This window comes from Pseudomonas gozinkensis (genome assembly GCF_014863585.1).
In the GTDB taxonomy this organism is placed as follows: Bacteria; Pseudomonadota; Gammaproteobacteria; order Pseudomonadales; family Pseudomonadaceae; genus Aquipseudomonas; species Aquipseudomonas gozinkensis.
The window spans coordinates 1,829,533-1,855,900 of the sequence record NZ_CP062253.1; the positions used below are offsets into that span (position 1 = coordinate 1,829,533).

A 26,368-nucleotide genomic window follows, 5' to 3' on the forward strand; every position below is an offset into this window, starting at 1 on the left:
ATGAATCGGCCGATCAAGCTGACGTCGAAGCCGCAACTGGCGCTGCAGTCCTATCTGGACGGCTTGCTGCAGGAAGTGTCGGACGAGGTCGAGCAGGAAATCGCAGCGCCGGTCGAGGTGGTCGAGAACGCTGCGGCGCTCGATGAGTTCCAGGCCGCCGTGCTTGAAGAACAGGCCCGGGATGCGCAAAAAGCCGCCCGGCCGGTCGCCCCGGTTGCAGCGCCTGCCGCTGTGGTGGCGAAGGCGCCTGCGACGTTGATCAAAGAGCCTGAGCCGGTGCGCGTGGTCTCGACGCTGGCACCGCTGCTGCAAACCCGACTTCTGCAAACGCCTCCGGTTCCGGCGGCACCAGAGCCAGAACCTGAAGCGCCTGCGCCAGCTCCGGTCGAACCGACCCTGGTTGCGCCGCTGGTGGAAGTGCATCTGCCTCCAAGCAATACGCCGCCACCGGTGGAAACCGACGGTCGTCCGGCCTGGGCTTCGGAAGCGTTCGAATGCCTGTTGTTCGACGTGGCCGGGCTGACGCTGGCGGTGCCGCTGGTGTGCCTGGGCTCGATCTATTCGCTGGCCGGCCATGAGCTGACGCCGCTGTTCGGTCAGCCGGAATGGTTCCTCGGCATCCTGCCAAGTCAGGCCGGGAATCTGAAGGTGCTGGACACCGCACGCTGGGTCATGCCGGATCGCTACCGCGATGATTTCCGTCAGGGCCTGCAATACGTGATTTCGGTGCAGGGTTACGAGTGGGGCCTGGCAGTGCATCAGGTCAGTCGCTCGTTGCGCCTGGACCCGAATGAAATCAAATGGAGAAGTCACCGGGGTCAGCGGCCATGGCTCGCCGGCACGGTGATTGAACACATGTGCGCCTTGCTCGATGTCTCCGCACTGGCCGAGTTGATCGCCAGCGGTGGGGCAAAGCACATGTCCGGCAGTAAGCCGAACCACAAACCGACATAACGCTTACATAACAGACAGGCGCTGGCCCTTGAAGCCGGCGCACAGAACACACACCGCCAGGCGCGGTTTTTCGAGGGGCTAGGGTATGAACGACAAGGCTACGGCGGCAAAGGGTTCCGAAGATCCGATCCTGCAATGGGTGACCTTCAAGCTGGACAACGAAACCTACGGCATCAACGTGATGCGCGTTCAGGAAGTCCTGCGCTACACCGAGATCGCTCCGGTTCCGGGTGCGCCAAGCTACGTGCTGGGCATCATCAACCTGCGCGGCAACGTGGTGACCGTGATCGATACCCGTCAGCGCTTCGGCCTGATGAGCGGTGAGATCAGCGACAACACCCGTATCGTCATCATCGAGGCCGACAAGCAAGTGGTTGGCATCATGGTCGACAGCGTGGCTGAAGTGGTTTACCTGCGTCAGTCGGAAATCGAGACCGCTCCGAACGTCGGTAACGAAGAGTCGGCCAAGTTCATCCAGGGCGTGTGCAACAAGAACAACGAGTTGCTGATCCTGGTCGAGCTGGACAAGATGATGAGCGAAGAAGAATGGTCGGAACTGGAGAACATCTGATTGATTCTCGAGGTAGCGGTCATTGTCCTGTTCCTGTTCTGGGCAGGCACGCTGGCAATGTTTCTGGCGTACATCAAGGCGCAGCGCGTGATCGCTGCGCAACAGGCCCAGGGCGATGCGCTGCGTGACCAGCGCATCAAGGACCTGGCCAAGCGTGTCGACGATTACCAGAACGGCAACGTGCGCATGGGCGAAGCCCTGCACGAGCTGCGCTCGGTCGTGGGCCCGATCCCGGACAAGCTCGCCCAGCTCGAACAGCGCGATCCTTCCAGCCTGTCATTCGCCCAGGCGGCGAAACTGGTGGGGATGGGCGCGAGCGTCGATGAGCTGACCCAGTCCTGCGGGTTGACCCAGGCTGAGGCGGAGTTGATGCGCAAGCTGCACAAGAACTGATTTTTGCGCTCAAGCTGATGGCCTATTCGCGAGCAAGCTCGCTCCCACATTAGATCGGTGTACGCCGAACCAATGTGGGAGCGAGCTTGCTCGCGAAGGCGTCTTTGAAGTCTCAGTAATCGTCGCCGCGCCCGGTAATGTCTTTCTCGACCATCGGTGCATCCGGGTTGTGTCCCGCCGGGAACTTGCCCTTGAGGTTCCAGGCGAACGCGATGATCTCGGCGATCGTGCGGTACAGCTCTTCAGGGATGCTGTCACCCAGTTCCATCCGCGCCAGCAACTTCACCAGCTCGGCGTTTTCGTAGATCGGCACTTCACAGTCGCGGGCGATCCGCAGGATTTCTTCGGCCAGTGCTTCGTCGCCCTTGGCGGTGAGGGTCGGGGCGTGGTTGCCGTCGTATTTGAGGGCGATGGCCTGGCGTGGAGCGGTGGTGTCATTCATGCGGTTTCGTCGACCCAGCGGTGTTCGAGGCGGGTTTGGATGCCTTGCGGCGGGGTGCCGAGGTGGCAGTCGAGGTCGCCGACGTTCAGCCCGGAATCCAGCAGGCGCTGACGCAGTGCGGTCAGGTTGCTTTCGATCAGGCTCGCGGTGTACGGCCGCTCGGCCCACAACTGGCTGGACAGGCTGCCGCTGATCAACTGTGCCTGAATCTGCATCGGCCCCAGCGGTTCCATGTCGAACGCCAGATCGACGCGCCACAGTTGCTGCTTCGGTTCGCGCTCATCTCGGCGCTGCTCGTTCGCTTCCTGTTTTTCCGGCGCTTCTTCGCGCTGGAACTTGACCTGCAACGGCACGATGTCCTGCATATTGCGCATCGGGATTTCCAGTTGCCAGGTGCTGAGCAGACGGCCGTCGTCGGTGACGCCGGTCTGTTCCAGACTCGACAGTTGATGACTTTGCAGGCGCGACACGGCGGCTGCGGCGAGGCGCAGCAAATGTTCCAGATCGCCTTCGCCTTCCAGACTTTGCAACAACCGGTCGGGCAGCGGGAAACTGCTCGGCACCGGTTTCGCGCTGACCTGACCGAGCATGCCGAGGGCGTTGCGCACGAAGCTAGGCAGCGCCTGGGCCAGGGTGTTGGCGGCGATGATCGCATTCAGATTGGTGTTGCCGGGCAGGCCGGGGGTGAGCTGGGCGATCAGCTTGAGCAGATCGGCTTTCATGTCCGGGGCCAGCGTCGGGTTTTGCCCGGTCAGCAGTTTGGTCTCAAGGAACACGCCGCTGTTGGCCAGCGCCTGGGCCAGACCTTTTGGGGTGCTCAACTGCTGCACGTCCGGCAGGTTGGCGAGCAGTTTGTCCACGGCGGCGCGCAAGTCCTGGGACGTCTGATCGGTGGCGGGGGGCAGGCTCTGGAGCATTTTCAGCAAGCCGTCGAGCGAGCCCTGACGGCTTTGCTGACTGACCAACTGCTGGCTGACCGCCAATTGTTCCTGGCGATTGCTCAGCGGCAGGAACTTCAAGGTCTGCGAGTCCTGCACCAGCGCCGACAGCAAGGTGCCGATGCGCAGCGGTTGCGGGCTGTCGATGCTCAGGGTGCTGCCGCTCAACGCGGTGTTGAGCAGGCTGACCATCGAGCGGAACACCGTCGGTTGCCCCGGCACCTGCGGCAAGGCCTGAGCCGTCAGCACCTTGCCTTGCAGCAGCGTGCCGACCGGCAGTTGCGCGGTGTCGATGCGGGTGAGGGTGGCGACGCTGCTGGCGATGGCCTGTTGCACGGTGATCGCCAGATTGCCCGCCGACGGCTGGGTGATCGCCAGGCTGGTGCCCTGAGGCAGCGGCAGATTGCTGGTCGCTTGCACGGTGGTCTGACGGCCGCTGTCCAGCGTCACCTTGAGCAGCAACTCAAAGGTCTGATCCGCCTGCTTGAGCGACAACACCTCGGCCTTGGCGCTCTGGCCGGCGGCAATCAGCCCGTCGACCGGCGTCAGCAACTTCAGCAGCTCACCCACCTGCGGGCGAATGGTCGCCGGGGTGGTGGGCGGGAGCGGGAGGATGTTCATTTCGCCTGTCATACGCGGACACAACCTGAGGAAAATGCACTCGGGAGAGCAGGGGACGCCATGTATAATGCCGCCCGTCCTTCCGTTCGTTCAAAAAAAACATAGCAATTGTTTGACCCAGCTCTCTGGATTGAGTCGTCATTGCATTTATGCTGCAACTCTTTAACGGCCGCCCCAGAGCCGACTTGAACCGTATAAGGCCCGTGAACCCTTGACCAGCCCTGTCCTGCAAACCGTCGGCCTCGCCTGTGAGCGCGATCTCAGACTGCTCTTCGACAATCTCGAATTGAGACTGGCCAGTGGCGATATGGTGCAGATCAGCGGTCCCAACGGCAGCGGCAAGACCAGCCTGCTGCGTTTGCTGGCCGGCCTGATGCAGCCGACCGACGGTCAGGTGCTGCTCAACGGCAAACCGCTGGGCGAGCAGCGCAGCGAACTGGCGCGCAACCTGCTGTGGATCGGCCATGCCGCCGGGATCAAGGATTTGCTCACGCCGGAAGAAAACCTCGCCTGGCTCTGCGCCCTGCATCAACCCGCCGAACGCGACGCGATCTGGCAGGCGCTGGCGGCGGTTGGATTGCGCGGTTTCGAGGATGTTCCTTGCCACAGTCTGTCCGCCGGCCAGCAGCGCCGCGTGGCGCTGGCGCGGTTGTATCTGGACAGCCCGCCGTTGTGGATTCTCGACGAACCGTTCACCGCGCTGGACAAGCAGGGCGTGGCACAGCTTGAAGAACACCTGGCCCGTCACTGCGAGAATGGCGGCCTGGTGGTGCTCACCACGCACCACACGCTGAGCCGTATGCCGGCCGGTTATCGCGACATCGATCTGGGGAATTGGGCGGTATGAGTGTGTTCGGCCTGCTGGTTGCCCGTGAATCCCGACTGCTGTTCCGCCGCCCGGCGGAGCTGGCCAATCCGCTGATTTTCTTCGCCATCGTCATCGCGCTGTTCCCGCTGGCCGTCGGACCGGAAACTCAAGTATTGCAAAACTTGTCCCCGGGGTTAGTCTGGGTGGCGGCTCTGTTGTCGGTCCTGCTCTCGCTGGACGGGCTTTTCCGCAGTGATTTCGAAGACGGATCCCTTGAACAGTGGGTCCTTTCGCCGCACCCCCTGCCACTTCTGGTATTGGCCAAGGTGCTGGCACACTGGCTTTTTTCCGGGCTGGCACTGGTTTTGCTCTCGCCGTTACTGGCGTTGATGCTCGGGTTGCCGGCTGCGTGTCTGCCGGTATTGCTGCTTTCGTTGCTGCTGGGAACACCGGTGCTGAGCTTGCTCGGCGCGGTGGGCGCGGCGCTGACGGTCGGTCTGAAACGCGGTGGCCTGTTGCTGGCGCTGCTGATTCTGCCGTTGTACATCCCGGTGTTGATCCTGGGCAGTGGCGCCTTGCAGGCGGCGTTGCAGGGCATGCCGGCGATTGGTTATCTGTTGTGGCTTGGTAGCCTGACCGCCCTGGCAATAACCCTGACACCCTTTGCAATAGCTGCTGGCCTGAAGATCAGTGTCGGCGAATAATGAGGTCTGGTTAAAATTTAACCAGCAAAGACCCTGAGACTGCTCACACCGATGAGCGGCACCCGTGATGGAAACAGTATGAACTGGACCTGGTTTCACAAGCTCGGCTCGCCCAAGTGGTTCTACGGCATCAGCAGCAAGTTTCTGCCGTGGTTGAGCATCGCAGCGTTGTTGCTGATCTCCGTTGGCGTCATCTGGGGCCTGGCCTTCGCGCCGCCGGACTATCAGCAAGGCAACAGCTTTCGCATCATCTATATCCACGTACCCGCCGCGATGCTCGCTCAGTCGATCTACGTGATGCTGGCGGTGTGCGGTGTGGTCGGGCTGGTGTGGAAGATGAAACTGGCCGACGTCGCCCTGCAATGTGCCGCACCGATCGGCGCGTGGATGACCGCCGTGGCGCTGGTCACCGGGGCGATCTGGGGCAAGCCGACCTGGGGTTCGTGGTGGGTCTGGGACGCGCGGCTGACGTCGATGCTGATTCTGCTGTTCCTGTACTTCGGCGTGATCGCCCTGGGCAACGCCATCAGCAACCGCGACAGCGCCGCCAAGGCCTGCGCGGTGCTGGCCATCGTCGGCGTGATCAACATTCCGATCATCAAATACTCGGTGGAGTGGTGGAACACCCTGCACCAGGGCGCGACCTTCACCCTCACCGAAAAACCGGCGATGCCCGTCGAGATGTGGCTGCCGTTGCTGCTGACGGTGCTGGGTTTCTACTGTTTCTTCGGCGCCGTGCTGTTGCTGCGCATGCGCCTTGAAGTGCTCAAGCGCGAAGCCCGCGCCAGTTGGGTCAAAGAAGAAGTGCAAAACAGCCTGGAGGCCGCTCGATGAGTTTCGCGTCATTCGGCGACTTCCTCGCCATGGGCCATCACGGCCTGTATGTCTGGTCGGCCTACGGCATCTGTCTGGCGGTACTGATCCTCAACGTGGCGGCGCCGATTGCGGCCCGCAAGCGTTATCTGCAACAAGAGGCGCGTCGTCTGCGCCGGGAGAACGGCAAGTGAATCCGCTGCGTAAAAAGCGTCTGATCATCATCCTGGCAATTCTGGTCGGGGTCGGCGCTGCCGTCGGCCTGGCCCTGAGCGCCCTGCAGCAGAACATCAACCTGTTTTACACCCCGACCCAGATCGCCAACGGCGAGGCGCCGCAGGACACCCGCATCCGCGCCGGCGGCATGGTCGAGAAGGGCTCGCTGCAACGCTCCACGGATTCGCTGGACGTCAAATTCGTGGTCACCGACTTCAACAAGTCCGTGACCATCACCTATCGCGGGATCCTGCCGGACCTGTTCCGTGAAGGGCAGGGCATCGTCGCGCTCGGCAAGCTCAACGCCGATGGCGTGGTGGTCGCCGATGAAGTGCTGGCCAAGCACGACGAAAAATACATGCCGCCGGAAGTGACCAAAGCCCTGAAGGACAGCGGCCAATCCGCGCCAACCCCTGCGAAGGAGGGTTGATCGATGACATCCAGCATTTTCATTCCTGAGTTGGGCCATCTGGCCATGATCCTGGCGCTGTGTTTTGCGCTGGTGCAGGCCGTGGTGCCGTTGCTCGGTGCCTGGCGCGGCGACCGTCTGTGGATGGGCCTCGCCCAGCCGGCGGCGTGGGGGCAGTTTGCATTTTTGCTGTTCGCCTTCGGTTGCCTGACCTACGCCTTCATGACCGACGATTTCTCCGTGGCCTACGTCGCGATGAACTCCAACAGCGCGCTGCCGTGGTACTACAAGTTCAGCGCGGTGTGGGGCGCCCACGAAGGGTCGCTGCTGCTATGGGCGTTGATCCTCGGCGGCTGGACCTTTGCGGTGTCGGTGTTCTCCCGGCAACTGCCGCAAGTCATGCTCGCTCGCGTACTGGCTGTGATGGGCATGATCAGCACCGGTTTCCTGCTGTTCCTGATCCTCACCTCGAACCCGTTTTCGCGGATCCTGCCGCAGATCCCGGCCGACGGTCGTGACCTCAATCCGCTGCTGCAAGACATCGGCCTGATCGTGCATCCGCCGATGCTGTACATGGGTTATGTCGGTTTCTCGGTGGCCTTCGCCTTCGCCATCGCCGCATTGCTCGGCGGTCGTCTCGATGCGGCGTGGGCACGCTGGTCGCGTCCGTGGACGATTGTTGCCTGGGCCTTCCTCGGCATCGGCATCACCCTCGGTTCGTGGTGGGCCTACTACGAACTCGGCTGGGGCGGCTGGTGGTTCTGGGACCCGGTGGAAAACGCCTCGTTCATGCCATGGCTGGTGGGCACGGCGCTGATTCACTCGCTGGCGGTCACGGAAAAACGTGGCGTGTTCAAGAGCTGGACGGTGTTGCTGGCGATTGCCGCGTTCTCCCTCAGCCTGCTCGGTACTTTCCTCGTGCGTTCCGGCGTGTTGACCTCGGTACACGCGTTTGCCTCCGATCCCGAGCGCGGCGTGTTCATCCTGATCTTCCTGCTGTTTGTGGTGGGTGGTTCGCTGACCCTGTTTGCCCTGCGTGCGCCAGTGGTCAAGAGCCAGGTCGGCTTCAACCTGTGGTCGCGGGAAACCCTGCTGCTGGGCAACAACCTGGTGCTGGTGGTGGCCGCGTCGATGATCCTGCTCGGCACGCTGTATCCGCTGATTCTCGATGCGATCAGCGGCGCCAAGCTGTCGGTCGGCCCGCCGTACTTCAACGCGCTGTTCATTCCGTTGATGGCGCTGTTGATGCTGGTAATGGCGGTCGGTGTGATCGTGCGCTGGAAAGACACCCCGGTGAAATGGCTGGTGAGCATGCTGACCCCGGTGCTGCTGGGCAGCGTTGCGCTGGCGGTGGTGGCCGGTGTCGCTTACGGTGATTTCAACTGGGCGGTGATCGCGACGTTCCTGCTCGCGGCCTGGGTGTTGCTGGCCGGTGTGCGCGACATCTTCGACAAGACCCGCCACAAAGGCCTGATCAAAGGCCTGCCGACCCTGACCCGCAGTTACTGGGGCATGCAGATCGCGCACCTCGGCATCGCCGTCTGCGCGCTGGGCGTGGTGTTGTCGAGCCAGAACAGTGCCGAGCGCGACCTGCGTCTGGCACCGGGCGAGTCAATGGACCTGGCCGGTTATCAGTTCGTGTTCGAGGGCGCCAAGCACTTTGAAGGCCCGAACTTCACCTCCGACAAGGGCACCGTCCGGGTGATCCGCAACGGTCAGGAAGTCAGCGTGCTGCACCCGGAAAAACGCTTGTACACCGTGCAGAACTCGGTGATGACCGAGGCCGGGATCGACGCCGGTTTCACCCGCGACCTCTACGTCGCACTGGGCGAACCGCTGGGCGATGGCGCCTGGGCGGTGCGGGTGCATGTGAAGCCGTTCGTACGCTGGATCTGGTTCGGCGGTCTGTTGACCGGTTTCGGTGGGTTGCTGGCGGCGCTGGATCGGCGTTACCGGGTCAAGGTCAAAGCCAAAGTGCGTGAAGCGCTGGGCATGGAAGGAGCCGCTGCATGAGACGTTGGTTGATGCTGGTGCCATTGGCGATTTTCCTGCTGGTGGCCGTATTCCTTTATCGCGGTCTGTACCTGGATCCGGCGGAGTTGCCGTCGGCGATGATCAACAAGCCGTTCCCGGAGTTTTCCCTGCCGGCGGTGCAGGGCGACAGGACCCTGACCCGCGCTGACATTCTCGGCAAACCGGCACTGGTCAACGTCTGGGGTACCTGGTGCATTTCCTGTCGGGTCGAGCACCCGGTGCTGAACAAACTCGCCGAGCGCGGCGTGGTGATCTACGGCATCAACTACAAGGACACCAACGCCGATGCGCTGAAGTGGCTGGCCGAGTTCCACAACCCGTATCAACTCGACATCCGCGACGACGAAGGCTCCCTGGGCCTGAACCTCGGGGTGTACGGCGCGCCGGAAACCTTCTTCATCGACGCCAAGGGCATCATCCGCGACAAGTACGTCGGGGTGATCGACGAGCAGGTCTGGCGGGAAAAACTGGCGGCCAAGTATCAGGCGCTGGTCGATGAGGCCAAGCCATGAAGCGCTTTTTAGCCGCCATGGTGCTGGGCTTGAGCCTGGCAGGCGTGGCCCACGCCGCCATCGACACCTACGAGTTTGCCAAGGAAGGCGATCGCGAGCGTTTCCGCGAGCTGACCAAGGAACTGCGCTGCCCCAAGTGCCAGAACCAGGACATTGCCGACTCCAATGCACCGATTGCTGCCGACCTGCGCAAAGAGATTTTCCGCATGCTCGGCGAGGGCAAGGACAATCAGCAGATCATCGACTTCATGGTCGATCGCTACGGTGATTTCGTCCGCTACAAACCGGCGCTCAATGCCAAGACCGCGCTGCTGTGGTTTGGCCCTGCGGGACTGCTGCTGGGCGGTTTCGTGGTGATTGCCGTGATCGTCCGCCGCCGTCGCGGGCAACGCGCCGAGACGCCGCAATCGCTGTCCCCTGAAGAGCGTCAGCGCCTCGACCAACTGTTGGATAAAAACCAAGAATGATTGATTTCTGGCTTGCCGCAGGGCTGTTGCTTCTGGTCGCCCTGAGTTTTCTGCTGATCCCCGTCCTGCGCGAACGTCGCGCCCAGCGTGAAGAGGATCGAACCGCTCTCAACGTCGCCCTGTATCAGGAACGCGTCGCCGAGCTGCAATCGCAGCAGGCCGAAGGCGTGCTCGATGCTGCGCAAATGGACAGTGGCCGTGCCGAAGCGGCGCGGGAGCTGTTGGCCGATACCGAAGGTGTGGCGCCGGCGCGGGTTTCGCGTTTGGGCAAGCCGTTGCCGCTGCTGGCAGCCGTACTGGTGCCGGTGCTGGGCCTCGGTCTGTACCTGCACTTTGGCGCGAGCGACAAGGTCGAACTGACCCGCGAGTTCGCCCAGGCGCCGCAGTCGATGGAAGAGATGACTCAGCGTCTGGAGCGTGCAGTCGCGGCGCAACCGGATTCGGCTGAAGGCGTGTATTTCCTCGGTCGCACCTACATGGCCCAGGATCGCCCGGCGGACGCGGCGAAGATGTTCGAACGTGCCGTCAATCTCGCCGGTCGCCAGCCGGAACTGCTCGGCCAGTGGGCGCAGGCCCAATACTTTGCCGACAACAAAAAATGGTCGGACAAGGTTCAGGCCCTGACCGACGAAGCTCTGAAAGCCGATCCGAAGGAAGTCACCAGCCTCGGCCTGTTGGGCATCGCCGCGTTCGAAGGCGAGCGCTATCAGGAAGCCATCGACTACTGGAACCGTCTGCTGGCGCAACTGCCGCCGCAGGACAAATCCCGCGAGGCCCTGCAGGGCGGCATCACCCGCGCTACAGAAAAACTGCAGGCCAGCGGCGGCAAGGTTGCCCAGGCGCCAGCGGCGAAAGCGGCGGCGTTGTTGAAAGTGCGTGTGGATCTGGCCAGCGAGCTCAAAGCCAAGGTGCAACCGGGCGACAGCGTGTTCATTTTTGCCCGCGCCACTTCGGGCCCACCGGCACCGCTGGCCGCCAAGCGCCTGACCGTCGCCGATCTGCCGGTGACCGTCGAGCTGGGCGATGCCGACGCGATGATGCCGCAGTTGAAACTGTCGAACTTCCCCGAAGTCCAACTGGTTGCGCGCATCTCCCGTGCCGGTCAGCCGACCGCCGGTGAGTGGGTCGGTCGCAGCGGGCCTCTGGCCAGCAGCACCACCGCGCCGCAGACACTGACCATCGACAGCCCGGACAAATAGCCGGACACAACAGGAACGCACCGCCATGAACGCCATCGCCCGAATCACAGTCCTCACACTGGCCCTGGGCTTGAGCGCATGTGCGGTGCAACGACCGGAGCCGACTACACGGCTGCCGCCGATCCCGCCGTCACAACCCAGCCCGACCCCGTCGACCACCCCGACGCCAAGCAAACCGGGCATCCCGGCCAAACCCGCCAAACCGGTCCCGCGCACCTCCGCCAGCTTCGCCCCGCCACCGGGCGGCAACAGCCACTGGGACCAGAAACTGGGCGTGTACGTGCTGGATGACCAGACCAACACCTTCTACCGACAGCGCACCTACTACCGCTGGAACAACGGCTGGAGCCGCTCGATCAGCCCCAACGGCCCGTGGGAAGAAACCAACATCCACGGCGTACCGGCGGGACTGGGCAAGCAGTTCGGGGAGTAAAGAAAAACGGCGATCTCTGGATCGCCGTTTTGCTGTGTAGGGTCATGAGCTTTCAAAGAATCGCGTGATAGCCGCTCAGTGCCTGGGCCGATTTAATCAGGCCTTGTCGTTGCAGTAGATCAAGAAAGGGTTCGACGTCCATGGCAGGCATTTTCAGCTGCCGACGCTGCTTTTGGGCCGCTGCAACCACTGCTGCCGGATCAAGCCCCAAGAGGTTGTCGACGAACTCGTCCGGATGTTGCGCTTCGATGCCGAAAGGCTCCAGCGCTTTGCAGGGAAAGTCTTTCTGGTTGAACGTCACTATCACGCTTGCGCCGCAGCGGATGGCCGCTGCCAGAACATGACGATCATCGCAGTCGGGCAAGGTGAGTCCGGCGATCAGATCTTCATAGTCATGGACACAGGCGTCGGGTATCGCTTGATCCATCAGGCCGGACGTACGATCCAGCTGTTCCATCGTCAGGTCAGGGCGGTTCTTCAGCAGATTGCGTTTCCATTCGCAGTGAATCTCCTGGGTCCATCGCGCGCGAAATCGTCCTGAGAGGGCAAGCCACATGAGGAAGTCTCTCAAGGGGGCGGGGTACAAGACGCATGCATCGGCTTTTCATTGGCGAGGCAGCGGTAAAAGAGGAATGCCTCACTCGTATCCTGTCCTTAACGCCTGAGCTTGCTCTGCGAGAAGCGCCATTGCCTGCTCGCTGGCGGTGGTGCGCCGGGTCTTATAGTCCATCAGATCGGCAAAACGCACACGTCGGTGCTTGCCTGTTTTGTGGTAGGACAACTCGCCGCTTTCCAGCAGTTTTATGAGGTGTGGACGTGAGACGTTGAGCAGGTCCGCGGCTTCCTGGGTCGTCAATTCGGCATGCACCGGGACGACCTGAACCGCGTTGCCGGCTGCCTGCTCAGCCAGAATGTCGATCAGCAAGCGCAGGGCCGAGGTGGGCAGTTCGACGCGATGAGCCTCGTTCTGTTCGTCGAAAATCTGGATGTGCTGAGTCTCGAAATGGGTCGCGAGGTAAGCCGCCAGGGCACGCTGCCCTTCAATGGCGGCTTTTACTTCGCGTTCTACGGGGAGGCTGATGGAGGGATGAATAACGGTCGACATGGCGAGTCCGGCGTTGGAAATGAGGAATGCCGGAACGTTATTCGAAATAAGCGAAAATCGCAATAAACGAAACGAGTTTGGGTTTTATGGTTTTTTCGTCAACAACCCCTGCACATATTCAACAAACGCCCGCGCCTTGACACTGGCCAGCCTACCCGTCGGAAACACCGCCGACAGGTAGTCAAAACATCCTGCAAAACAACCAACGTTGTGTCACAGGCTTGCGCAGGCTACTAAAGGTATCTCTAGAGTTACTTTAATGGTCGAGGCTATTGCCGACCTCGGCGGCGACCCATCGCAACAACCCGGAGTTTACCGACATGGGTTGGGGCATGCTCGAGCTGGACATCTCGCCGTACATGGGCAAGACCGAAAAGGTCAATGTGACGTTGCCCGGCTATGTCATCCAGCGGATCGACCGCTACGTGCGGGAGCACAACGTCAAAAGCCGCTCCTCGTTCCTGGCGGATGCCGCCATGGAAAAACTGGTCCGGCATTGAGCCTCGAGCACTGTCGGATCAGCGATCCGGCAGTGCTCTTCAGATTCTAGGCCGTTGCCAGAACAGGCTTCTGCGAAGCACTCAAAAACCGCACCAGCGCCAGCAGCGGGAATGCACTGCCAACAATCACGATCCACAACCAGCCGCCATGCTCGTACACCGCACTGGCCACCGACGAGCCGAAGGCGCCGCCGACGAAGATGCTGGTCATGTACAGCGCGTTGAGGCGGCCGCGGCTTTTGGCGTCGAGGGAGTAGACCGCGCGCTGGCCGAGCACCATGTTCATCTGTACGCAGAAGTCGAGCACCACGCCGGTCACGGCCAGGCCGATCACGCTGTAGGCCGGGTGGATGAAGGCGGGCAGGAAGCTCAGGCTGGCGAACAGCATGGCCAGCAGCGAGGCGACGCGGGTGTGGACGGCGTCGGCCAGGCGTCCGCTGATCGGGGCGGCGATGGCACCGATGGCACCGACCAGGGCGAAGATCGCGATCTCACTCTGGGACAGGCCATGGTTGCGCGCCAGTTCCAGCGGCACAGCGGTCCAGAACAGGCTGAAGGTGGCGAACATGCAGGCCTGGTAAAACGCGCGCTGACGCAGCACCGGTTGTTTGCGCAGCAGTGTCCACAATGAACCCAGCAACTGGCCGTAGGAGGCGCTGTGATCCGGCTGACGTTTGGGTACGGTCAGCGCCAGCACCACGCTGATCGCCGCCATCAAGGCAGCTGCGATCATGAACATCGCCCGCCAGCCGAGATGGTCGGCGACCACGCTCGACACTGGGCGCGCCAGCAAAATCCCCAGCAGCAGACCGCCCATGATCCCGCCGACCACCCGGCCCCGGGACTCTTCCGGCGCCAGATGCGCCGCCAATGGAATCAGCACCTGCACCGACACCGAGCTGAACCCCACCAGCAACGAAATCAGCAGGAACACATTCGGTTGATCGGTAAACGCCGCGCCGAGCAGGCTGGCAATCGCCACCACGGTGGTGATGATCATCAGGCGACGGTTTTCCAGCAGGTCCGCCAGCGGCACCAGGAAGAACAGGCCCAGCGCATAGCCGATCTGGGTCAGCGACACGATGAAACTGGCCATGGTGTCGGTCAGGCCGATGTCCGGGGCGATCAGACCGATGATCGGCTGGGCGTAGTAGATGTTGGCAACGATGGCGCCGCAGCAGAAAGCGAACAGCAGCACCATGCCTCGGGTCATTGCGTGAGTTGTGGCGGTCATAGGGTTTCTCGATCCAGCGAAAAGGAATGCGGTGAGGCTAAGGGACGGGCCGAGCCGGCAGTAGAGGCTTCTGATCGATATCAGTTATTCCGTTGCGGAATAGGTGGCGCCGAACAATCCATTGTTCATCGGCGAACCTTGCGTCCGACCGTTGAGTGGCGATGATACATTCACTTACATCTTGTTCGATAGCGTGCTTATGTTGTGACCGGTTTTCAGCGTTCATCAACGGAGGATTGCGATGTTTCGTCAGTTGCTTCGCCACACCACAACGATTGCCCTGATCAGTCTGCTCGGCGCCACTGCCGCGCAGGCCGCCGAAGCGCCCGGCATGCGCATGGGCGTGCGCGGCGAGATCACCGGGGTCAGCCCCGACTCGCTCAAAGTTCACGTCAGCACGGGTGAAAACGTGGTGGTCCAGTTGACCCCGGACACCAAGGTCCGCGCGGTTACCCTGGCCAATATCGAAGACATCAAGCCCGGCAGCTACATCGGCTCGGCGGCCATTCCCCAGGAGGATGGCACGCTCAAGGCGCTGGAGGTTCACGTGTTTCCGCCGGAGCTGGCCGGCAGCGGCGATGGCCATCGGCCGTTCGACCTGGCCAAGGGCAGCAGCATGACCAATGGCAGCGTCGGCGATCTGGTGGTCAGCAACGGCCGGGTGCTGACCGTCAACTACAAGGGCGGCCAGCAGAAGATCCTGGTGCCCGAGGACGTGCCGATCGTCAACCTGACGCCGGGGGATCGCAGCCTGCTCAAGGTCGGGGTGAAGATTGTCACCTTCGTGACCCAGAGCGCGGATGGCACGTTGACCGCGCAATCGATCTCGGCCGGCAAGGATGGCGTGAAGCCGCCCATGTAGCCGGCCACAAAAAAGGCGACCTCTTCAGGTCGCCTTTTTCATGTCAGTTCAAGCCTTACTGGCCCGAGTAGATCTGGTCGAAGATCCCGCCATCGTTGAAGTGGGTCTTCTGCACGGTGCGCCAGTCGCCGAAGGTCTTTTCGACCGACAGGAAGTCGACTTTCGGGAAACGGTCGGTGTACTTGGCCAGTACCGCCGGGTCACGTGGACGCAGGTAGTTGGCGGCGGCGATTTCCTGACCTTCCGGCGACCACAGGAACTTCAGGTATTCCTCGGCAGCAGCGCGGGAGCCTTTCTTCTCGACCACTTTGTCGACCACCGACACCGGTGGCTCGGCTTCGGCGGAGACGCTTGGGTAGATGACTTCGAACTGGTCGCGGCCGAACTCGCGGGCGATCATTTCGGCTTCGTTTTCGAAGGTCACCAGCACGTCGCCGATCTGGTTGGTCATGAATGTGGTGGTCGCGGCGCGGCCACCGGTATCCAGCACTGGCGCCTGTTTGAACAGCTTGCCGACGAAGTCTTTGGCCTTGTTCTCGTCACCGCCGTTTTTCAGCACGTAGCCCCAGGCCGACAGGTAGGTGTAGCGGCCGTTGCCCGAGGTTTTCGGGTTTGGCACGATCACCTGCACGCCGTCCTTGAGCAGGTCCGGCCAGTCTTTCAGGGCTTTCGGGTTGCCCTTGCGCACGATGAACACGGTGGCCGAGGTGAACGGCGCGCTGTTGTTCGGCAGGCGGGTGACCCAGTCCTTCGGCACCAGTTGGCCGTTGTCGGCCAGGGCGTTGATGTCGGTGGCCATGTTCATGGTGATGACGTCAGCCGGCAGGCCATCGATCACCGAACGGGCTTGCTTGCTCGAACCGCCGAAAGACATCTGCACGGTGATGTCTTCCTTGTGCTCGGCTTGCCAGTGTTTCTGGAACGCAGCGTTGTAGTCCTTGTAGAAATCGCGCATCACGTCGTAGGAAACGTTGAGCAGGGTCGGTGCGGCCTGAGCCACGCTGCCGAAGGCAAGACCCGCGGCGAGAAGTGAGGCGCCAAAGAGTTTTTTCACTGCGCATTCCTTGTTCTGTAGGGGTGTTTTTTTACAAAGATGAGGCCATTTGCCAGCGACTATAGCGGGGCGCGCATAGACGCTTAAAGATTAAAAAGTACTTTGCTTATTCCATTTTCTTGAACAGCGCGTTGCCGCAACGAGAGCAGAACGACGCTTCCTGTTCATGGCTGTTTTTCTTGCAAACGGGGCAGTCGTGCTGCTGTTGTCCGCCGCGCATGGCGGTGGCCAGTTCAGCGGTGAAAATCCCCGTCGGCACGGCAATGATCGAGTAACCGGTGATCATCACCAGTGACGAAATCACCTGACCCAGAACGGTCCTCGGCACGATGTCGCCGTAACCCACGGTGGTCAGCGTCACGATAGCCCAATAGATGCCTTTGGGAATGCTGGTGAAGCCGTGCTCCGGGCCTTCGACCACGTACATCAAAGTGCCGAACACGGTGACCAGGGTGCAGACGCTGAGCAGGAACACGAGGATCTTCTGCTTGCTGCCGCGCAGGGCATCGAGCAGGTAATGTGCCTGTTTCAGGTAGGGCCCGAGCTTGAGCACACGGAAGATCCGCAGCATCCGGATCACCCGGATGATCAGCAGGTACTGGGCATCGCTGTAGTACAGCGCGAGGATGCCGGGCACGATCGCCAGCAAGTCCACCAGCCCATAGAAACTGAAGGCGTAGCGCAACGGCTTGGGCGAGCAGTAGAGGCGTAGCAGATACTCGCCGAGGAAGATCACCGTGAAGCCCCATTCGATGTACGCCAGCACATTGGCGTAGTTCTGGTGGACCTCATCGATGCTGTCGAGGATCACGATCACCAGACTGGCGAAGATGATCAGCAGCAGGGTCTTGTCGAAACGGCGGCCGGCCACCGTATCGGTCTGGAAAATGATCACGTACAGGCGATCACGCCACGTGTTGTTGCTGTTCATGCAAATCGCCTTGGCCATCAATCAGCGCAGCCTAGGTTGATTCTCCCCGTTAGCGCAAGGCGTGACATTGATCTCCGGTTGGTGCATCAGGCGAATGCCGGTGCGCAGCAGCCAGCAGGCAAGAATGAACGGCGCCGTGAGGGTCGCCAGACCCAAGGCACTGAACAGCGGCGTCAGCAGCAGCGCCAGGCCGATGCCGAACAACGGCAGCCACGGTTGCTGGCGCTGAGCGCTGAAGGCGAGGGCGGCGAGGACGGCGTTGTAGCCGCCCAGACCCAACAGCGCGACCTGGCTGTCGTGATGCAACAGGCTGGAACCCAGACCTATCGCCGAAGCCAGCAGCGCCCAGGCAAAGGCTCGGCGATCGGCAATCAGCAGACCGGCAGCGATCAAACCACCGGCCAACGGATGGTCGAGGAACATCACCTGACCGAAGCCTTTCAAGGTGGCGCCGAGCAGGTTCACGGTGTTCGGTTCAAGCGCCGGTGCGGCGGACAAGGGCTCGGCGAAACACAGGAACACCCAGCTCAGCAGCACGAACGGCGCAGTGTAGGCGGGCAGGTACTCGGTGAGGCGTGCACGTTTGAGCCACTGCTGCGTGATCATCGCGCTCAGACCACCGGCCGCCAGAATCAGCGGTGGCAGCATCGGCGACCAAGGGAAATACAGGCTCAGCAACAGGCCGACCAGTACGCCGTTGTAGCTGAACAGTCCGGCCTGACGATCCGCCTTGGCGTAGTTGCGCCGTTGCGCGGTGAGCAATCCGGCGACCGCGCCGAGCAGCGCGCCGGCAAACAGAACCGGCGCGGTGAATAAAATGGCCAAAAGGCACAGCAGGCCACACAGCGGATGGCGCTGGAGGAAGATTTGACTGAAGCCGTTGAGCAACGCTTCGGCCCAGTCGGGGCAGTGGGTGTTGAAATGATTGGCAGGCATGGCAGTTCTAAAAAGTCAGTACTGATCGTTCCCACGTCGAGGCGTCGAACCGTCTGCGTGGGAATGCCTCAAAGGACGCTTTGCGTCTGCTCTTGGGACGCTGAGCGTCCCGGGCCGCATTCCCACACGGAGCGTGGGAACGATCTTGGTCAGTGGTTAAATCAATGTTTCGATCCGCAGCGAATTAGTCGACCCCGGCTGCCCGAACGGCACACCCGCGGTGATCAGCAACGTATCGCCACGCTCGGCCATTCCTTGAGCCTGAGCGATTTCCAGCGCCGTCGAGCACACCTCGTCGACCTGACGCAGACGATCATTGACCACCGAGTGAATGCCCCACGCCACGCTCAGCCGGCGGGCGGTCTGCAGGTTCGGCGTCAGGTTGAGAATCGGTGCTTTCGGCCGCTCCCGCGCGGCACGCAGACTCGATGCGCCGGACTCGCTGTAGTTGACCAGCACCGCCACCGGCAGCACGTTACTGATCCGGCGAATCGCGCAGCTGATCGCATCGGACACGGTCGCTTCGGCTTTCGGCCGGCTGACGTCGAGTTGGGTCTGGTAGTCCGGACCGTTCTCGACCTGGCGGATGATCTTGCTCATCATCTGCACGGCTTCCAGCGGGTACTCGCCGGACGCGGTTTCTGCCGACAGCATCACCGCATCGGCGCCTTCGGCCACGGCGTTGGCCACGTCGGTGACTTCGGCGCGGGTCGGGGCCGGAGAGAAGCGCATCGACTCGAGCATCTGCGTCGCCACCACCACCGGTTTGCCGAGCTGGCGGCAGGTGGTGATGATGTTTTTCTGGATCTGCGGCACGCTTTCGGCCGGCACTTCCACGCCCAGGTCGCCGCGGGCAACCATGATCGCGTCGCTCAGCTCGGCGATCTCGCGCAGTTGCTCGACGGCCGACGGCTTCTCGATTTTCGCCATCAGGAATGCCTTGTCGCCGATCAGTTCGCGGGCTTCGATGATGTCTTGCGGACGCTGCACGAACGACAGCGCGACCCAGTCCACACCCAGTTCGAGACCGAAGCTAAGGTCACGGCGATCCTTGGTGGTCAGCGGGCTCAGATCGAGCACCGCTTGCGGCACGTTCACGCCTTTGCGATCCGACAGCTCGCCGCCATTGAGCACGGTGGTGTCGATCGCATCGCTGTATTTGGTCACGACGCGCAGACGCAGTTTGCCGTCGTCGAGCAGCAGATCCATCCCGGCTTCCAGCGCCGCGATGATCTCCGGATGCGGCAGGTTCACCCGGCGTTCGTCGCCCGGTGTTGCGTCCAGATCGAGGCGGAAGGCCTGACCGCGATGCAACTGAACCTTGCCGTCAGCGAACTTGCCGACCCGCAGTTTCGGCCCTTGCAGGTCCATCAGGATGCCGAGCGGGTAGTTGAGCTGGCGCTCGACTTCGCGGATCCACTGATAGCGCTTGGCGTGGTCGGCGTGATCGCCGTGGCTGAAGTTGAGGCGGAAGATGTTGACCCCGGCCTCGACCAGCTCGCGGATGTCTTCGATGCCGTCCACGGCAGGCCCGAGGGTGGCGAGGATTTTGACCTTTTTATCAGGCGTCATGATTTAGAGCTCTCGAGGATCAGGATGGCGCGGAAGTCGTTGACGTTGGTGCGGGTCGGCTCGGTGACGATCAGCGCATCGAGCGCCTCGAAGTAGCCGTAACCGTTGTTGTTATCCAGCTCGTCGCTGGCGCTCAGGCCCAGGGTGGCGGCGCGGGCGTAGCTGTCCGGGGTCATGATCGCGCCGGCGTTGTCTTCCGAACCGTCGATGCCATCGGTGTCACCGGCCAGCGCATAGACGCCGGGCTGGCCCTTGAGGCTGTCGGTGAGGCTGAGGAGGAATTCGGCGTTGCGTCCGCCACGGCCATTGCCGCGCACGGTCACGGTGGTTTCGCCGCCGGAGAGGATCACGCATGGCGCTGCCAGTGGCTGGCCGTGATGAATGATCTGGCGGGCGATGCCGGCGTGGACTTTCGCCACTTCACGGGATTCGCCTTCCAGGTCGCCGAGGATCAGCGTGCTGAAACCGGCCTGACGGCATTTCACTGCTGCGGCATCCAGCGATTGCTGAGGGCGGGCGATCAGCTGGAAGTGACTGCGGGCCAGGCTCGGATCGCCGGGTTTGACGGTTTCCGATTCCGGGCTTTGCAGCCAGGTGCGCACGGAGGCCGGGATCTCGATGCCGTAGCGCTTGATGATCGCCAGCGCTTCTGCACTGGTGCTCGGGTCGGCCACGGTCGGGCCGGAGGCGATGACCGTGGCGAGGTCGCCCGGTACATCGGAAATCGCGTAGGTATAAACAGTTGCCGGCCAGCAAGCCTTGCCCAGGCGTCCGCCCTTGATCGCCGAGAGGTGCTTGCGCACGCAGTTCATCTCGCCGATGGTCGCGCCGGATTTGAGCAGTGCTTTGTTTATCGATTGTTTGTCGGCCAGGGTGATGCCTTCGGCCGGCAGCGCCAGCAGGGCAGAGCCACCACCGGACAACAGGAAAATCACGCGGTCGTCTTCGGTCAGGTTGCTGACCAGTTCCAGCACGCGCTTGGCCACGGCCAGACCGGCAGCGTCCGGCACCGGGTGCGCGGCTTCGACCACTTCGATTTTTTCGCACGGGGCGCCGTGACCGTAGCGGGTCACCACAAGGCCCGAGACTTCACCTTCCCAGCAGCGTTCGACCACTTGCGCCATGGCGGCGGCGGCTTTGCCGGCGCCGATGACGATCACGCGACCTGTGCGATCGGCCGGCAGATGCGCTTCGAGGACCTGGTTCGGATGGGCCGCGTCGATGGCTGTGGCAAACAGCTCGCGCAGCAGTTGTTGCGGATCGACCGACATGGCGGGCTCCCGGAATTCTTGTTATTCGAAAGGGCGATACAGGTCCTGTGGGAGCGAGCTTGCTCGCGAAAGCGGTGGGTCAGTCAATGTCCATGTCGACTGACAGACCCTCTTCGCGAGCAAGCTCGCTCCCACAGGTTTCAAGCGGTGCAGCAGGGGCTTACTTCTTGTCGCGAATCGAGAAGTTGGCCATGTGTTCCAGGCCCTTGATCAGCGCCGAGTGGTCCCAGTTGCTGCCACCGATGGCCGCGCAGGTGCTGAACACTTGCTGGGCGTTGGCGGTGTTCGGCAGGTTGATGTTCAGCTCCTTGGCGCCTTGCAGGGCCAGGTTCAGGTCCTTCTGGTGCAGGCTGATGCGGAAGCCCGGATCGAAGGTGCCTTTGATCATGCGCTCGCCGTGTACTTCGAGGATCTTCGAGGAAGCGAAACCGCCCATCAGCGCTTCACGCACCTTGGCTGGATCGGCACCGTTTTTCGAAGCGAACAGCAGGGCTTCGGCCACGGCCTGAATGTTCAGGGCGACGATGATCTGGTTCGCGACCTTGGCGGTCTGACCGTCGCCATTGCCGCCGACCAGGGTGATGTTCTTGCCCATGGCCTGGAACAGCGGCAGTGCGCGTTCGAAGGCATCGGCGTCGCCACCGACCATGATGCTCAAGGTCGCAGCCTTGGCACCGACTTCACCACCGGACACCGGAGCGTCGAGGTATTGCGCGCCTTTCTCGTTGATCTTCGCAGCGAAAGCCTTGGTGGCGGTCGGCGAAATCGAGCTCATGTCGATCACGACCTTGCCTTTGCCGATGCCGGCAGCGACGCCGTCGGCGCGGAACAGCACGTCATCGACCTGCGGGGTATCCGGCACCATGACGATGATGAATTCGGCTTCCTGGGCCACTTCGCGTGGGTTGGCCAAGGCAACGGCGCCAGCGGCGACCAGGTCGGCAGGGGCGGCGTCGTGGTGCGCCGACAGGAACAGGCTGTGACCGGCTTTCTGCAGGTTCGCCGCCATTGGGTGGCCCATGATGCCGGTGCCGATGAATCCGATTTTAGCCATGAGAAAATCCTCTTTTTATTCTGATGCTGCAATGCAGTCTTAGCGACGCAGCAGATTCAATGTGGGAGCTGGTTTGCCAGCGATGGCGGTGGGTCGGGCAACATTTTTCTTGTGTGTGCCGTCGCCATCGCGGGCAAGCCCGCTCCCACAGGGGTTTGTATTTTTCGTTCAGATTGCGTTATGGGTTTTCAGCCAGCCCAGGCCCGCTTCAGTGTTGGTCAGCGGTTTGTACTCGCAGCCGACCCAGCCCTGATAACCGATGCGATCGAGGTGTTCGAACAGGAAGCGGTAGTTGATCTCGCCGGTGCCCGGCTCGTTGCGGCCCGGGTTGTCGGCCAACTGCACATGGTTGATCTCGGCCAGATGCGATTGCAGGGTGCGGGCCAGATCGCCTTCCATGATTTGCATGTGATAGATGTCGTATTGCAGGAACAGGTTGGCGCTGCCGACCTGCTCGCGAATCGACAGGGCCTGCGCCGTGTTGTTCAGGTAGAAGCCCGGGATGTCGCGGGTGTTGATCGCTTCCATCACCAGTTTGATGCCGACGGCTTGCAGCTTGTCGGCGGCGTACTTGAGGTTGGCGACGAAGGTCTTTTCAACGGTGGCATCGTCCACGCCCTGCGGACGGATACCGGCCAGGCAGTTGACCTGGGTGTTGCCCAGAACCTGTGCGTAAGCGATGGCCAGATCGACCCCGGCGCGGAACTCTTCGACCCGGTCCGGCAGGCACGCGATACCGCGCTCGCCCTTGGCCCAGTCGCCGGCCGGCAGGTTGAACAGCACTTGGGTCAGACCGTTGGCGTCGAGTTTGGCCTTGATTTCGGCGGAGCTGAAATCGTAGGGGAACAGGTACTCGACACCGCTGAAGCCAGCCTTGGCGGCGGCGTCGAAACGGGCAAGGAAATCCTGTTCGGTGAACAGCATGGACAGGTTGGCTGCGAAACGCGGCATGGTGGTCTCCCGTGTAAATAGCAGGTCGTTCGATCCCTGTGGGAGCGAGCTTGCTCGCGAAAGCGGTTTGTCAGTCAACAACTCTGTTGAATGTGAAGCCGCCTTCGCGGGCAAGCCCGCTCCCACAGTGGGAGCGTTCAGCAGTTAATCGAGCAACGAAATCGCAGTAGGCGCATCGTTGCCGACCAGCGCCAGGTCTTCGAATTCGTTGACGGCGTTGATCTCGGTCCCCATGGAGATGTTGGTCACACGCTCCAGAATGATCTCGACGATCACCGGCACCTTGAACTCCTCGATCAGCTCTTCGGCCTTGCGCAGGGCAGGGGCGATGTCAGCCGGTTCGAACACACGCAGTGCCTTGCAGCCCAGGCCTTCGGCGACTGCGACGTGGTCGACACCATAACCGTTGAGTTCCGGCGCGTTCAGGTTATCGAAGGACAGCTGCACGCAGTAGTCCATATCGAACCCGCGCTGGGCCTGACGGATCAACCCCAGGTACGAGTTGTTCACCACGACGTGGATGTACGGCAGTTTGAACTGAGCGCCGACCGCCAGTTCTTCGATCATGAACTGGAAGTCATAGTCCCCCGACAGGGCCACGACTTTCCGGTTCGGATCGGCTTTCACCACGCCCAGCGCTGCCGGAATGGTCCAGCCCAACGGGCCGGCCTGGCCGCAGTTGATCCAGTGACGCGGCTTGTAGACGTGCAGGAACTGCGCGCCGGCAATCTGCGACAGACCAATGGTGCTGACGTAGCAGGTGTCCTTGCCGAACACCTGGTTCATTTCTTCGTAAACGCGCTGCGGCTTGACCGGCACGTTGTCGAAGTGGGTCTTGCGATGCAGGCTGGCTTTGCGCTGCTGGCAGTCTTGCAGCCAGGCACTGCGGTTTTTTCAGCTTGCCGGCGGCTTGCCATTCACGGGCGACTTCGATGAACACGGTCAGCGCGGCAGCGGCGTCGGAAACGATGCCCAGGTCCGGGGTGAACACGCGGCCGATCTGGGTCGGTTCGATGTCGACGTGAATGAACTTGCGGCCTTCGGTGTAAACGTCGACCGAGCCGGTGTGACGGTTGGCCCAGCGGTTGCCGACGCCCAGTACCACGTCGGATTTCAGCATCGTGGCGTTGCCGTAGCGGTGCGAAGTCTGCAGACCGACCATGCCGACCATCAGCGGGTGATCGTCCGGGATGGTGCCCCAGCCCATCAGGGTCGGGATGACCGGAATGCCGGTCAGCTCGGCGAACTCGACCAGCAGTTCGCTGGCGTCGGCGTTGATGATGCCACCACCGGCCACCAGCAATGGACGCTCGGCCTGGTCCAGCATCGCCAGGGCTTTTTCGACCTGCACGCGGGTGGCGCTCGGCTTGGCCAGCGGCAGTGGCTGGTAGGCGTCGATGTCGAATTCGATTTCAGCCATCTGCACGTCGAACGGCAGGTCGATCAGCACCGGGCCCGGACGGCCGGAGCGCATTTCGTAGAAGGCTTTCTGGAAGGCGTAAGGCACCTGGCCCGGCTCCAGAACGGTGGTCGCCCACTTGGTCACCGGCTTGACGATGCTGGTGATGTCGACGGCCTGGAAGTCTTCCTTGTGCATACGGGCGCGGGGTGCTTGCCCGGTGATGCAGAGGATCGGGATCGAGTCCGCGGAGGCGCTGTACAGACCGGTGACCATGTCGGTACCGGCCGGGCCGGAAGTACCGATGCACACGCCGATGTTGCCGGCCTTGGTGCGGGTGTAGCCCTCGGCCATGTGCGAGGCGCCTTCAACGTGGCGAGCGAGGACGTGATCGATGCCACCGACTTTCTGCAGGGCGGAGTACAGCGGGTTGATTGCAGCGCCCGGAATGCCAAAAGCGGTATCAACCCCTTCACGGCGCATCACCAGAACGGCGGCTTCGATTGCTCTCATTTTGCTCATGGTTTTGTGCCTCTTTACGTTTTGTAATTGTATACAAGTGGCTTTGCGCAGAGTGTATTCACGGCGGACGGCGCAGGTCAATCCATTTTCTCAAGCGCCTGTTTCATTCGTCGGAAGCCAGTTCTGCTGTGGCTTTTCGTCGCATGAGGCGCTTTTCGAGAATTATTGTATACAAAAAAATAATTCATTGTGTTCTATTTGTTGCATCGGGCTGCGGCACTGCAAGCGACAAAAGCGCGCAGCCCAACGACTTTCCCAATAACAAAATGAGGACGGCACCATGAGCGCTTTAACCTTGAAAGTCGCAGTCAAGCTGGTCAACGAAGCCATCAGCGCAGGGCGGGCCATCTCCGCTGCGCCGCTGACCATCGCGGTACTGGATACCGGCGGCCATCTGGTCACCCTGCAACGCGAAGACGGCGCCAGCCTGCTGCGCCCGAACATCGCCATCGGCAAAGCCTGGGGCGCCATCGCCCTGGGCAAGGGCTCACGCCTCCTGGCGCTGGACGCGCAACAACGCCCGGCGTTCATCGCCGCGCTCAACAGCATGGGGCAGGGCAGCGTCGTGCCGGCACCGGGTGGTGTGCTGATTCGTGATCAGGCGGGCAACGTGCTGGGTGCGATCGGCATCAGCGGCGATCTGTCGGATATCGATGAGCAGGTGGCAATCAAAGCCGTGGAGGCCCTGGACCTGCGGGCGGATGCGGGGGTGGCTGCTTGATATTTGGCGTTTGATCCAAAGTCATCGCTGGCCAGCTTGCTCCCACACCTTGTGCGTTGAATTCAAATTCTGCGAACGGCACAAAACCCTGTGGGAGCTGGCTTGCCAGCGATGGCAATCTTGCTGACACATCAAGATAAAAGACTGGCCCGGTCAAACGGGTAATGGAGGTCTAGCCTTCTGATGAAATCATCAGCAAGGGGCAATGGATTGCCTGATCTTCCTGCGTCACATCGTCTGCGAACCGGCCGCTATGCCGAGCCGAATCAAATCTATTTACTGACTTCAAACACTCTTGATCGAGAACCGATCTTTGCCGATTTCGCCTTGGGCCGACTGGTTGTTCATCAACTTCGTCGCGCACAGGACAAGGGCATGGCTAAATCGTTGGCGTGGGTTGTCATGCCCGATCATTTTCACTGGCTCGTCGAGCTGGAAAATTGCTCACTCCGCAAACTGATGCGCGAGACCAAATCCCTGATTACGCGAGAGGTTAATCTGCGCAGTGGCAGAAAGGGGCCGCTATGGCAGCAGGGCTACCATGACCGGGCATTGAGGCGGGAAGATGACTTGGTGAAAATGGCGCGGTATATCGTGGCCAACCCCTTGCGGGCTGGACTTGTGGGCAAGATCGGCGACTACCCACTGTGGGACGCTGTTTGGCTTTGACAACTTTGAACCGAGTTGCCTTCATCGCTGGCAAGCCAGCTCCCACAGGTTTTCGTGTTGAATACAAGATTAT

At 61.7% G+C, this 26,368-nt stretch carries 28 protein-coding genes and 3 pseudogenes; 17 read left to right on the forward strand and 14 right to left on the reverse strand.

Going from position 1 to position 26,368, the window contains the following annotated elements; all coding sequences use genetic code 11:
- The 3 genes from IHQ43_RS08230 to IHQ43_RS08240 all read left to right on the forward strand — a co-directional run bounded on the left by IHQ43_RS08230 (position 1) and on the right by IHQ43_RS08240 (position 1,918).
- A complete protein-coding gene (locus tag IHQ43_RS08230; protein ID WP_192564011.1) occupies positions 1–954 on the forward strand; it encodes a CheW domain-containing protein in 954 nt (317 codons plus the stop codon).
- A gap of 85 nt (positions 955–1,039) precedes the next feature.
- Positions 1,040–1,525, forward strand: a complete 486-nt coding sequence (locus IHQ43_RS08235; protein ID WP_007959223.1) for a chemotaxis protein CheW — start codon at positions 1,040–1,042, stop codon at positions 1,523–1,525.
- A complete protein-coding gene (locus IHQ43_RS08240; protein WP_085605812.1) occupies positions 1,526–1,918 on the forward strand; it encodes a DUF2802 domain-containing protein in 393 nt (130 codons plus the stop codon).
- Between the two features lie 112 nt (positions 1,919–2,030).
- Here IHQ43_RS08240 and IHQ43_RS08245 read toward each other — a convergent pair whose 3' ends face one another.
- Together IHQ43_RS08245 and fliK are read right to left on the reverse strand one after the other, a co-directional pair.
- Positions 2,031–2,360 carry an EscU/YscU/HrcU family type III secretion system export apparatus switch protein gene (locus tag IHQ43_RS08245; RefSeq protein ID WP_192564012.1) on the reverse strand — a complete coding sequence of 110 codons (330 nt, stop codon included), beginning with the start codon at positions 2,358–2,360 and terminating at the stop codon, positions 2,031–2,033.
- The gene (gene fliK, locus IHQ43_RS08250; RefSeq protein ID WP_192564013.1) at positions 2,357–3,931 is read right to left on the reverse strand and encodes a flagellar hook-length control protein FliK; all 1,575 of its coding nucleotides are present in this window, start codon (positions 3,929–3,931) and stop codon (positions 2,357–2,359) included. The genes IHQ43_RS08245 and fliK overlap by 4 nt, the downstream gene beginning before the upstream one ends.
- Positions 3,932–4,130: 199 nt before the next feature.
- Here fliK and ccmA point away from each other — a divergent pair, with 199 nt between their 5' ends.
- The 10 genes from ccmA to IHQ43_RS08300 all read left to right on the forward strand — a co-directional run bounded on the left by ccmA (position 4,131) and on the right by IHQ43_RS08300 (position 11,514).
- On the forward strand, positions 4,131–4,766 hold the full coding sequence (ccmA, locus tag IHQ43_RS08255; RefSeq protein WP_192564014.1) for a cytochrome c biogenesis heme-transporting ATPase CcmA: 636 nt from the start codon (positions 4,131–4,133) through the stop codon (positions 4,764–4,766).
- Positions 4,763–5,431 (forward strand): heme exporter protein CcmB, encoded by a 669-nt coding sequence (gene ccmB, locus IHQ43_RS08260; RefSeq protein ID WP_007959235.1) that lies wholly within the window; start codon positions 4,763–4,765, stop codon positions 5,429–5,431. The genes ccmA and ccmB overlap by 4 nt, the downstream gene beginning before the upstream one ends.
- A gap of 78 nt (positions 5,432–5,509) precedes the next feature.
- A complete protein-coding gene (locus IHQ43_RS08265; RefSeq protein ID WP_115077018.1) occupies positions 5,510–6,265 on the forward strand; it encodes a heme ABC transporter permease in 756 nt (251 codons plus the stop codon).
- Entirely contained in the window at positions 6,262–6,438 is a 177-nt protein-coding gene (gene ccmD, locus IHQ43_RS08270; RefSeq protein ID WP_011333085.1) for a heme exporter protein CcmD, read from the forward strand. Before IHQ43_RS08265 ends, ccmD begins: the two co-directional genes overlap by 4 nt.
- On the forward strand, positions 6,435–6,890 hold the full coding sequence (gene ccmE / locus IHQ43_RS08275) for a cytochrome c maturation protein CcmE (RefSeq protein ID WP_011333086.1): 456 nt from the start codon (positions 6,435–6,437) through the stop codon (positions 6,888–6,890). Before ccmD ends, ccmE begins: the two co-directional genes overlap by 4 nt.
- Positions 6,891–6,893: 3 nt before the next feature.
- Positions 6,894–8,882 carry a heme lyase CcmF/NrfE family subunit gene (locus tag IHQ43_RS08280; protein WP_011333087.1) on the forward strand — a complete coding sequence of 663 codons (1,989 nt, stop codon included), beginning with the start codon at positions 6,894–6,896 and terminating at the stop codon, positions 8,880–8,882.
- A complete protein-coding gene (locus IHQ43_RS08285; RefSeq protein WP_192564015.1) occupies positions 8,879–9,415 on the forward strand; it encodes a DsbE family thiol:disulfide interchange protein in 537 nt (178 codons plus the stop codon). Before IHQ43_RS08280 ends, IHQ43_RS08285 begins: the two co-directional genes overlap by 4 nt.
- Entirely contained in the window at positions 9,412–9,882 is a 471-nt protein-coding gene (locus IHQ43_RS08290; RefSeq protein ID WP_011333089.1) for a cytochrome c-type biogenesis protein, read from the forward strand. Before IHQ43_RS08285 ends, IHQ43_RS08290 begins: the two co-directional genes overlap by 4 nt.
- The gene (ccmI, locus tag IHQ43_RS08295; RefSeq protein ID WP_007959249.1) at positions 9,879–11,081 is read left to right on the forward strand and encodes a c-type cytochrome biogenesis protein CcmI; all 1,203 of its coding nucleotides are present in this window, start codon (positions 9,879–9,881) and stop codon (positions 11,079–11,081) included. The genes IHQ43_RS08290 and ccmI overlap by 4 nt, the downstream gene beginning before the upstream one ends.
- Positions 11,082–11,106: 25 nt before the next feature.
- Positions 11,107–11,514 carry a hypothetical protein gene (locus IHQ43_RS08300; protein ID WP_085605822.1) on the forward strand — a complete coding sequence of 136 codons (408 nt, stop codon included), beginning with the start codon at positions 11,107–11,109 and terminating at the stop codon, positions 11,512–11,514.
- 52 nt (positions 11,515–11,566) lie between these two features.
- On the opposite strand, the gene IHQ43_RS08305 is transcribed toward IHQ43_RS08300, so the two are convergent.
- From IHQ43_RS08305 to IHQ43_RS29475, 3 genes and pseudogenes are all read right to left on the reverse strand, one after another.
- Complete coding sequence (locus IHQ43_RS08305) at positions 11,567–12,070, reverse strand: PIN domain-containing protein (protein ID WP_192564016.1); 504 nt, start codon at positions 12,068–12,070, stop codon at positions 11,567–11,569.
- Between the two features lie 81 nt (positions 12,071–12,151).
- A complete protein-coding gene (locus IHQ43_RS08310) occupies positions 12,152–12,619 on the reverse strand; it encodes a helix-turn-helix domain-containing protein (RefSeq protein WP_192564017.1) in 468 nt (155 codons plus the stop codon).
- 84 nt (positions 12,620–12,703) lie between these two features.
- A pseudogene (locus tag IHQ43_RS29475) lies at positions 12,704–12,796 on the reverse strand (LysR family transcriptional regulator); the annotation flags it as partial.
- A gap of 95 nt (positions 12,797–12,891) precedes the next feature.
- On the opposite strand from IHQ43_RS29475, the pseudogene IHQ43_RS08315 reads away from it, so the two are divergent.
- Positions 12,892–13,119: pseudogene (locus tag IHQ43_RS08315) on the forward strand (type II toxin-antitoxin system HicB family antitoxin); the annotation flags it as partial.
- 46 nt (positions 13,120–13,165) lie between these two features.
- On the opposite strand, the gene IHQ43_RS08320 reads toward IHQ43_RS08315, so the two are convergent.
- Positions 13,166–14,353 (reverse strand): MFS transporter, encoded by a 1,188-nt coding sequence (locus tag IHQ43_RS08320; RefSeq protein ID WP_192564018.1) that lies wholly within the window; start codon positions 14,351–14,353, stop codon positions 13,166–13,168.
- A gap of 241 nt (positions 14,354–14,594) precedes the next feature.
- Here IHQ43_RS08320 and IHQ43_RS08325 point away from each other — a divergent pair, with 241 nt between their 5' ends.
- Complete coding sequence (locus IHQ43_RS08325) at positions 14,595–15,215, forward strand: DUF5666 domain-containing protein (RefSeq protein WP_192564019.1); 621 nt, start codon at positions 14,595–14,597, stop codon at positions 15,213–15,215.
- 55 nt (positions 15,216–15,270) lie between these two features.
- Here the strand turns inward: IHQ43_RS08325 and IHQ43_RS08330 are convergent, their stop codons facing one another.
- The 8 genes and pseudogenes from IHQ43_RS08330 to gcl form a co-directional block, all read right to left on the reverse strand.
- Positions 15,271–16,269, reverse strand: coding sequence for a sulfate ABC transporter substrate-binding protein (locus tag IHQ43_RS08330; protein ID WP_127797317.1), 999 nt, complete (start codon positions 16,267–16,269; stop codon positions 15,271–15,273).
- A gap of 106 nt (positions 16,270–16,375) precedes the next feature.
- The gene (locus IHQ43_RS08335; protein ID WP_192564020.1) at positions 16,376–17,200 is read right to left on the reverse strand and encodes an ion transporter; all 825 of its coding nucleotides are present in this window, start codon (positions 17,198–17,200) and stop codon (positions 16,376–16,378) included.
- Between the two features lie 21 nt (positions 17,201–17,221).
- Positions 17,222–18,136, reverse strand: a complete 915-nt coding sequence (locus tag IHQ43_RS08340; RefSeq protein WP_192564021.1) for an urea transporter — start codon at positions 18,134–18,136, stop codon at positions 17,222–17,224.
- Between the two features lie 156 nt (positions 18,137–18,292).
- Positions 18,293–19,708 (reverse strand): pyruvate kinase, encoded by a 1,416-nt coding sequence (gene pyk, locus IHQ43_RS08345; protein WP_085710519.1) that lies wholly within the window; start codon positions 19,706–19,708, stop codon positions 18,293–18,295.
- Positions 19,705–20,979: a glycerate kinase type-2 family protein gene (locus IHQ43_RS08350; RefSeq protein WP_192564022.1), complete on the reverse strand. Its 1,275-nt coding sequence runs from the start codon at positions 20,977–20,979 to the stop codon at positions 19,705–19,707. The genes pyk and IHQ43_RS08350 overlap by 4 nt, the downstream gene beginning before the upstream one ends.
- A 160-nt stretch (positions 20,980–21,139) precedes the next feature.
- Positions 21,140–22,033: a 2-hydroxy-3-oxopropionate reductase gene (locus tag IHQ43_RS08355; RefSeq protein ID WP_064594449.1), complete on the reverse strand. Its 894-nt coding sequence runs from the start codon at positions 22,031–22,033 to the stop codon at positions 21,140–21,142.
- Positions 22,034–22,201: 168 nt separating this feature from the next.
- Complete coding sequence (gene hyi / locus IHQ43_RS08360) at positions 22,202–22,984, reverse strand: hydroxypyruvate isomerase (RefSeq protein WP_192564023.1); 783 nt, start codon at positions 22,982–22,984, stop codon at positions 22,202–22,204.
- A 144-nt stretch (positions 22,985–23,128) separates the two neighbouring features.
- A pseudogene (gene gcl, locus IHQ43_RS08365) lies at positions 23,129–24,905 on the reverse strand (glyoxylate carboligase).
- 280 nt (positions 24,906–25,185) lie between these two features.
- Between gcl and IHQ43_RS08370 the strand changes: the two are divergent.
- Both IHQ43_RS08370 and IHQ43_RS08375 read left to right on the forward strand, forming a co-directional pair.
- A complete protein-coding gene (locus IHQ43_RS08370; protein WP_007959289.1) occupies positions 25,186–25,626 on the forward strand; it encodes a GlcG/HbpS family heme-binding protein in 441 nt (146 codons plus the stop codon).
- A gap of 210 nt (positions 25,627–25,836) precedes the next feature.
- On the forward strand, positions 25,837–26,295 hold the full coding sequence (locus tag IHQ43_RS08375; protein ID WP_192564963.1) for an REP-associated tyrosine transposase: 459 nt from the start codon (positions 25,837–25,839) through the stop codon (positions 26,293–26,295).
- Positions 26,296–26,368 lie beyond the last annotated feature (73 nt).

Excerpts from the sequence above, each read along its gene's own strand:
- IHQ43_RS08230 (WP_192564011.1), top strand. The coding sequence starts at position 1 with ATGAATCGGCCGATCAAGCTGACGTCGAAGCCGCAACTGGCGCTGCAG.
- IHQ43_RS08235 (WP_007959223.1), top strand. The coding sequence starts at position 1,040 with ATGAACGACAAGGCTACGGCGGCAAAGGGTTCCGAAGATCCGATCCTG.
- IHQ43_RS08245 (WP_192564012.1), bottom strand. The coding sequence starts at position 2,360 with ATGAATGACACCACCGCTCCACGCCAGGCCATCGCCCTCAAATACGAC.
- fliK (WP_192564013.1), bottom strand. The coding sequence starts at position 3,931 with ATGACAGGCGAAATGAACATCCTCCCGCTCCCGCCCACCACCCCGGCG.
- ccmB (WP_007959235.1), top strand. The coding sequence starts at position 4,763 with ATGAGTGTGTTCGGCCTGCTGGTTGCCCGTGAATCCCGACTGCTGTTC.
- IHQ43_RS08265 (WP_115077018.1), top strand. The coding sequence starts at position 5,510 with ATGAACTGGACCTGGTTTCACAAGCTCGGCTCGCCCAAGTGGTTCTAC.
- ccmD (WP_011333085.1), top strand. The coding sequence starts at position 6,262 with ATGAGTTTCGCGTCATTCGGCGACTTCCTCGCCATGGGCCATCACGGC.
- IHQ43_RS08280 (WP_011333087.1), top strand. The coding sequence starts at position 6,894 with ATGACATCCAGCATTTTCATTCCTGAGTTGGGCCATCTGGCCATGATC.
- IHQ43_RS08285 (WP_192564015.1), top strand. The coding sequence starts at position 8,879 with ATGAGACGTTGGTTGATGCTGGTGCCATTGGCGATTTTCCTGCTGGTG.
- IHQ43_RS08290 (WP_011333089.1), top strand. The coding sequence starts at position 9,412 with ATGAAGCGCTTTTTAGCCGCCATGGTGCTGGGCTTGAGCCTGGCAGGC.
- ccmI (WP_007959249.1), top strand. The coding sequence starts at position 9,879 with ATGATTGATTTCTGGCTTGCCGCAGGGCTGTTGCTTCTGGTCGCCCTG.
- IHQ43_RS08300 (WP_085605822.1), top strand. The coding sequence starts at position 11,107 with ATGAACGCCATCGCCCGAATCACAGTCCTCACACTGGCCCTGGGCTTG.
- IHQ43_RS08305 (WP_192564016.1), bottom strand. The coding sequence starts at position 12,070 with ATGTGGCTTGCCCTCTCAGGACGATTTCGCGCGCGATGGACCCAGGAG.
- IHQ43_RS08310 (WP_192564017.1), bottom strand. The coding sequence starts at position 12,619 with ATGTCGACCGTTATTCATCCCTCCATCAGCCTCCCCGTAGAACGCGAA.
- IHQ43_RS08320 (WP_192564018.1), bottom strand. The coding sequence starts at position 14,353 with ATGACCGCCACAACTCACGCAATGACCCGAGGCATGGTGCTGCTGTTC.
- IHQ43_RS08325 (WP_192564019.1), top strand. The coding sequence starts at position 14,595 with ATGTTTCGTCAGTTGCTTCGCCACACCACAACGATTGCCCTGATCAGT.
- IHQ43_RS08335 (WP_192564020.1), bottom strand. The coding sequence starts at position 17,200 with ATGAACAGCAACAACACGTGGCGTGATCGCCTGTACGTGATCATTTTC.
- IHQ43_RS08340 (WP_192564021.1), bottom strand. The coding sequence starts at position 18,136 with ATGCCTGCCAATCATTTCAACACCCACTGCCCCGACTGGGCCGAAGCG.
- pyk (WP_085710519.1), bottom strand. The coding sequence starts at position 19,708 with ATGACGCCTGATAAAAAGGTCAAAATCCTCGCCACCCTCGGGCCTGCC.
- IHQ43_RS08350 (WP_192564022.1), bottom strand. The coding sequence starts at position 20,979 with ATGTCGGTCGATCCGCAACAACTGCTGCGCGAGCTGTTTGCCACAGCC.
- IHQ43_RS08355 (WP_064594449.1), bottom strand. The coding sequence starts at position 22,033 with ATGGCTAAAATCGGATTCATCGGCACCGGCATCATGGGCCACCCAATG.
- hyi (WP_192564023.1), bottom strand. The coding sequence starts at position 22,984 with ATGCCGCGTTTCGCAGCCAACCTGTCCATGCTGTTCACCGAACAGGAT.
- IHQ43_RS08370 (WP_007959289.1), top strand. The coding sequence starts at position 25,186 with ATGAGCGCTTTAACCTTGAAAGTCGCAGTCAAGCTGGTCAACGAAGCC.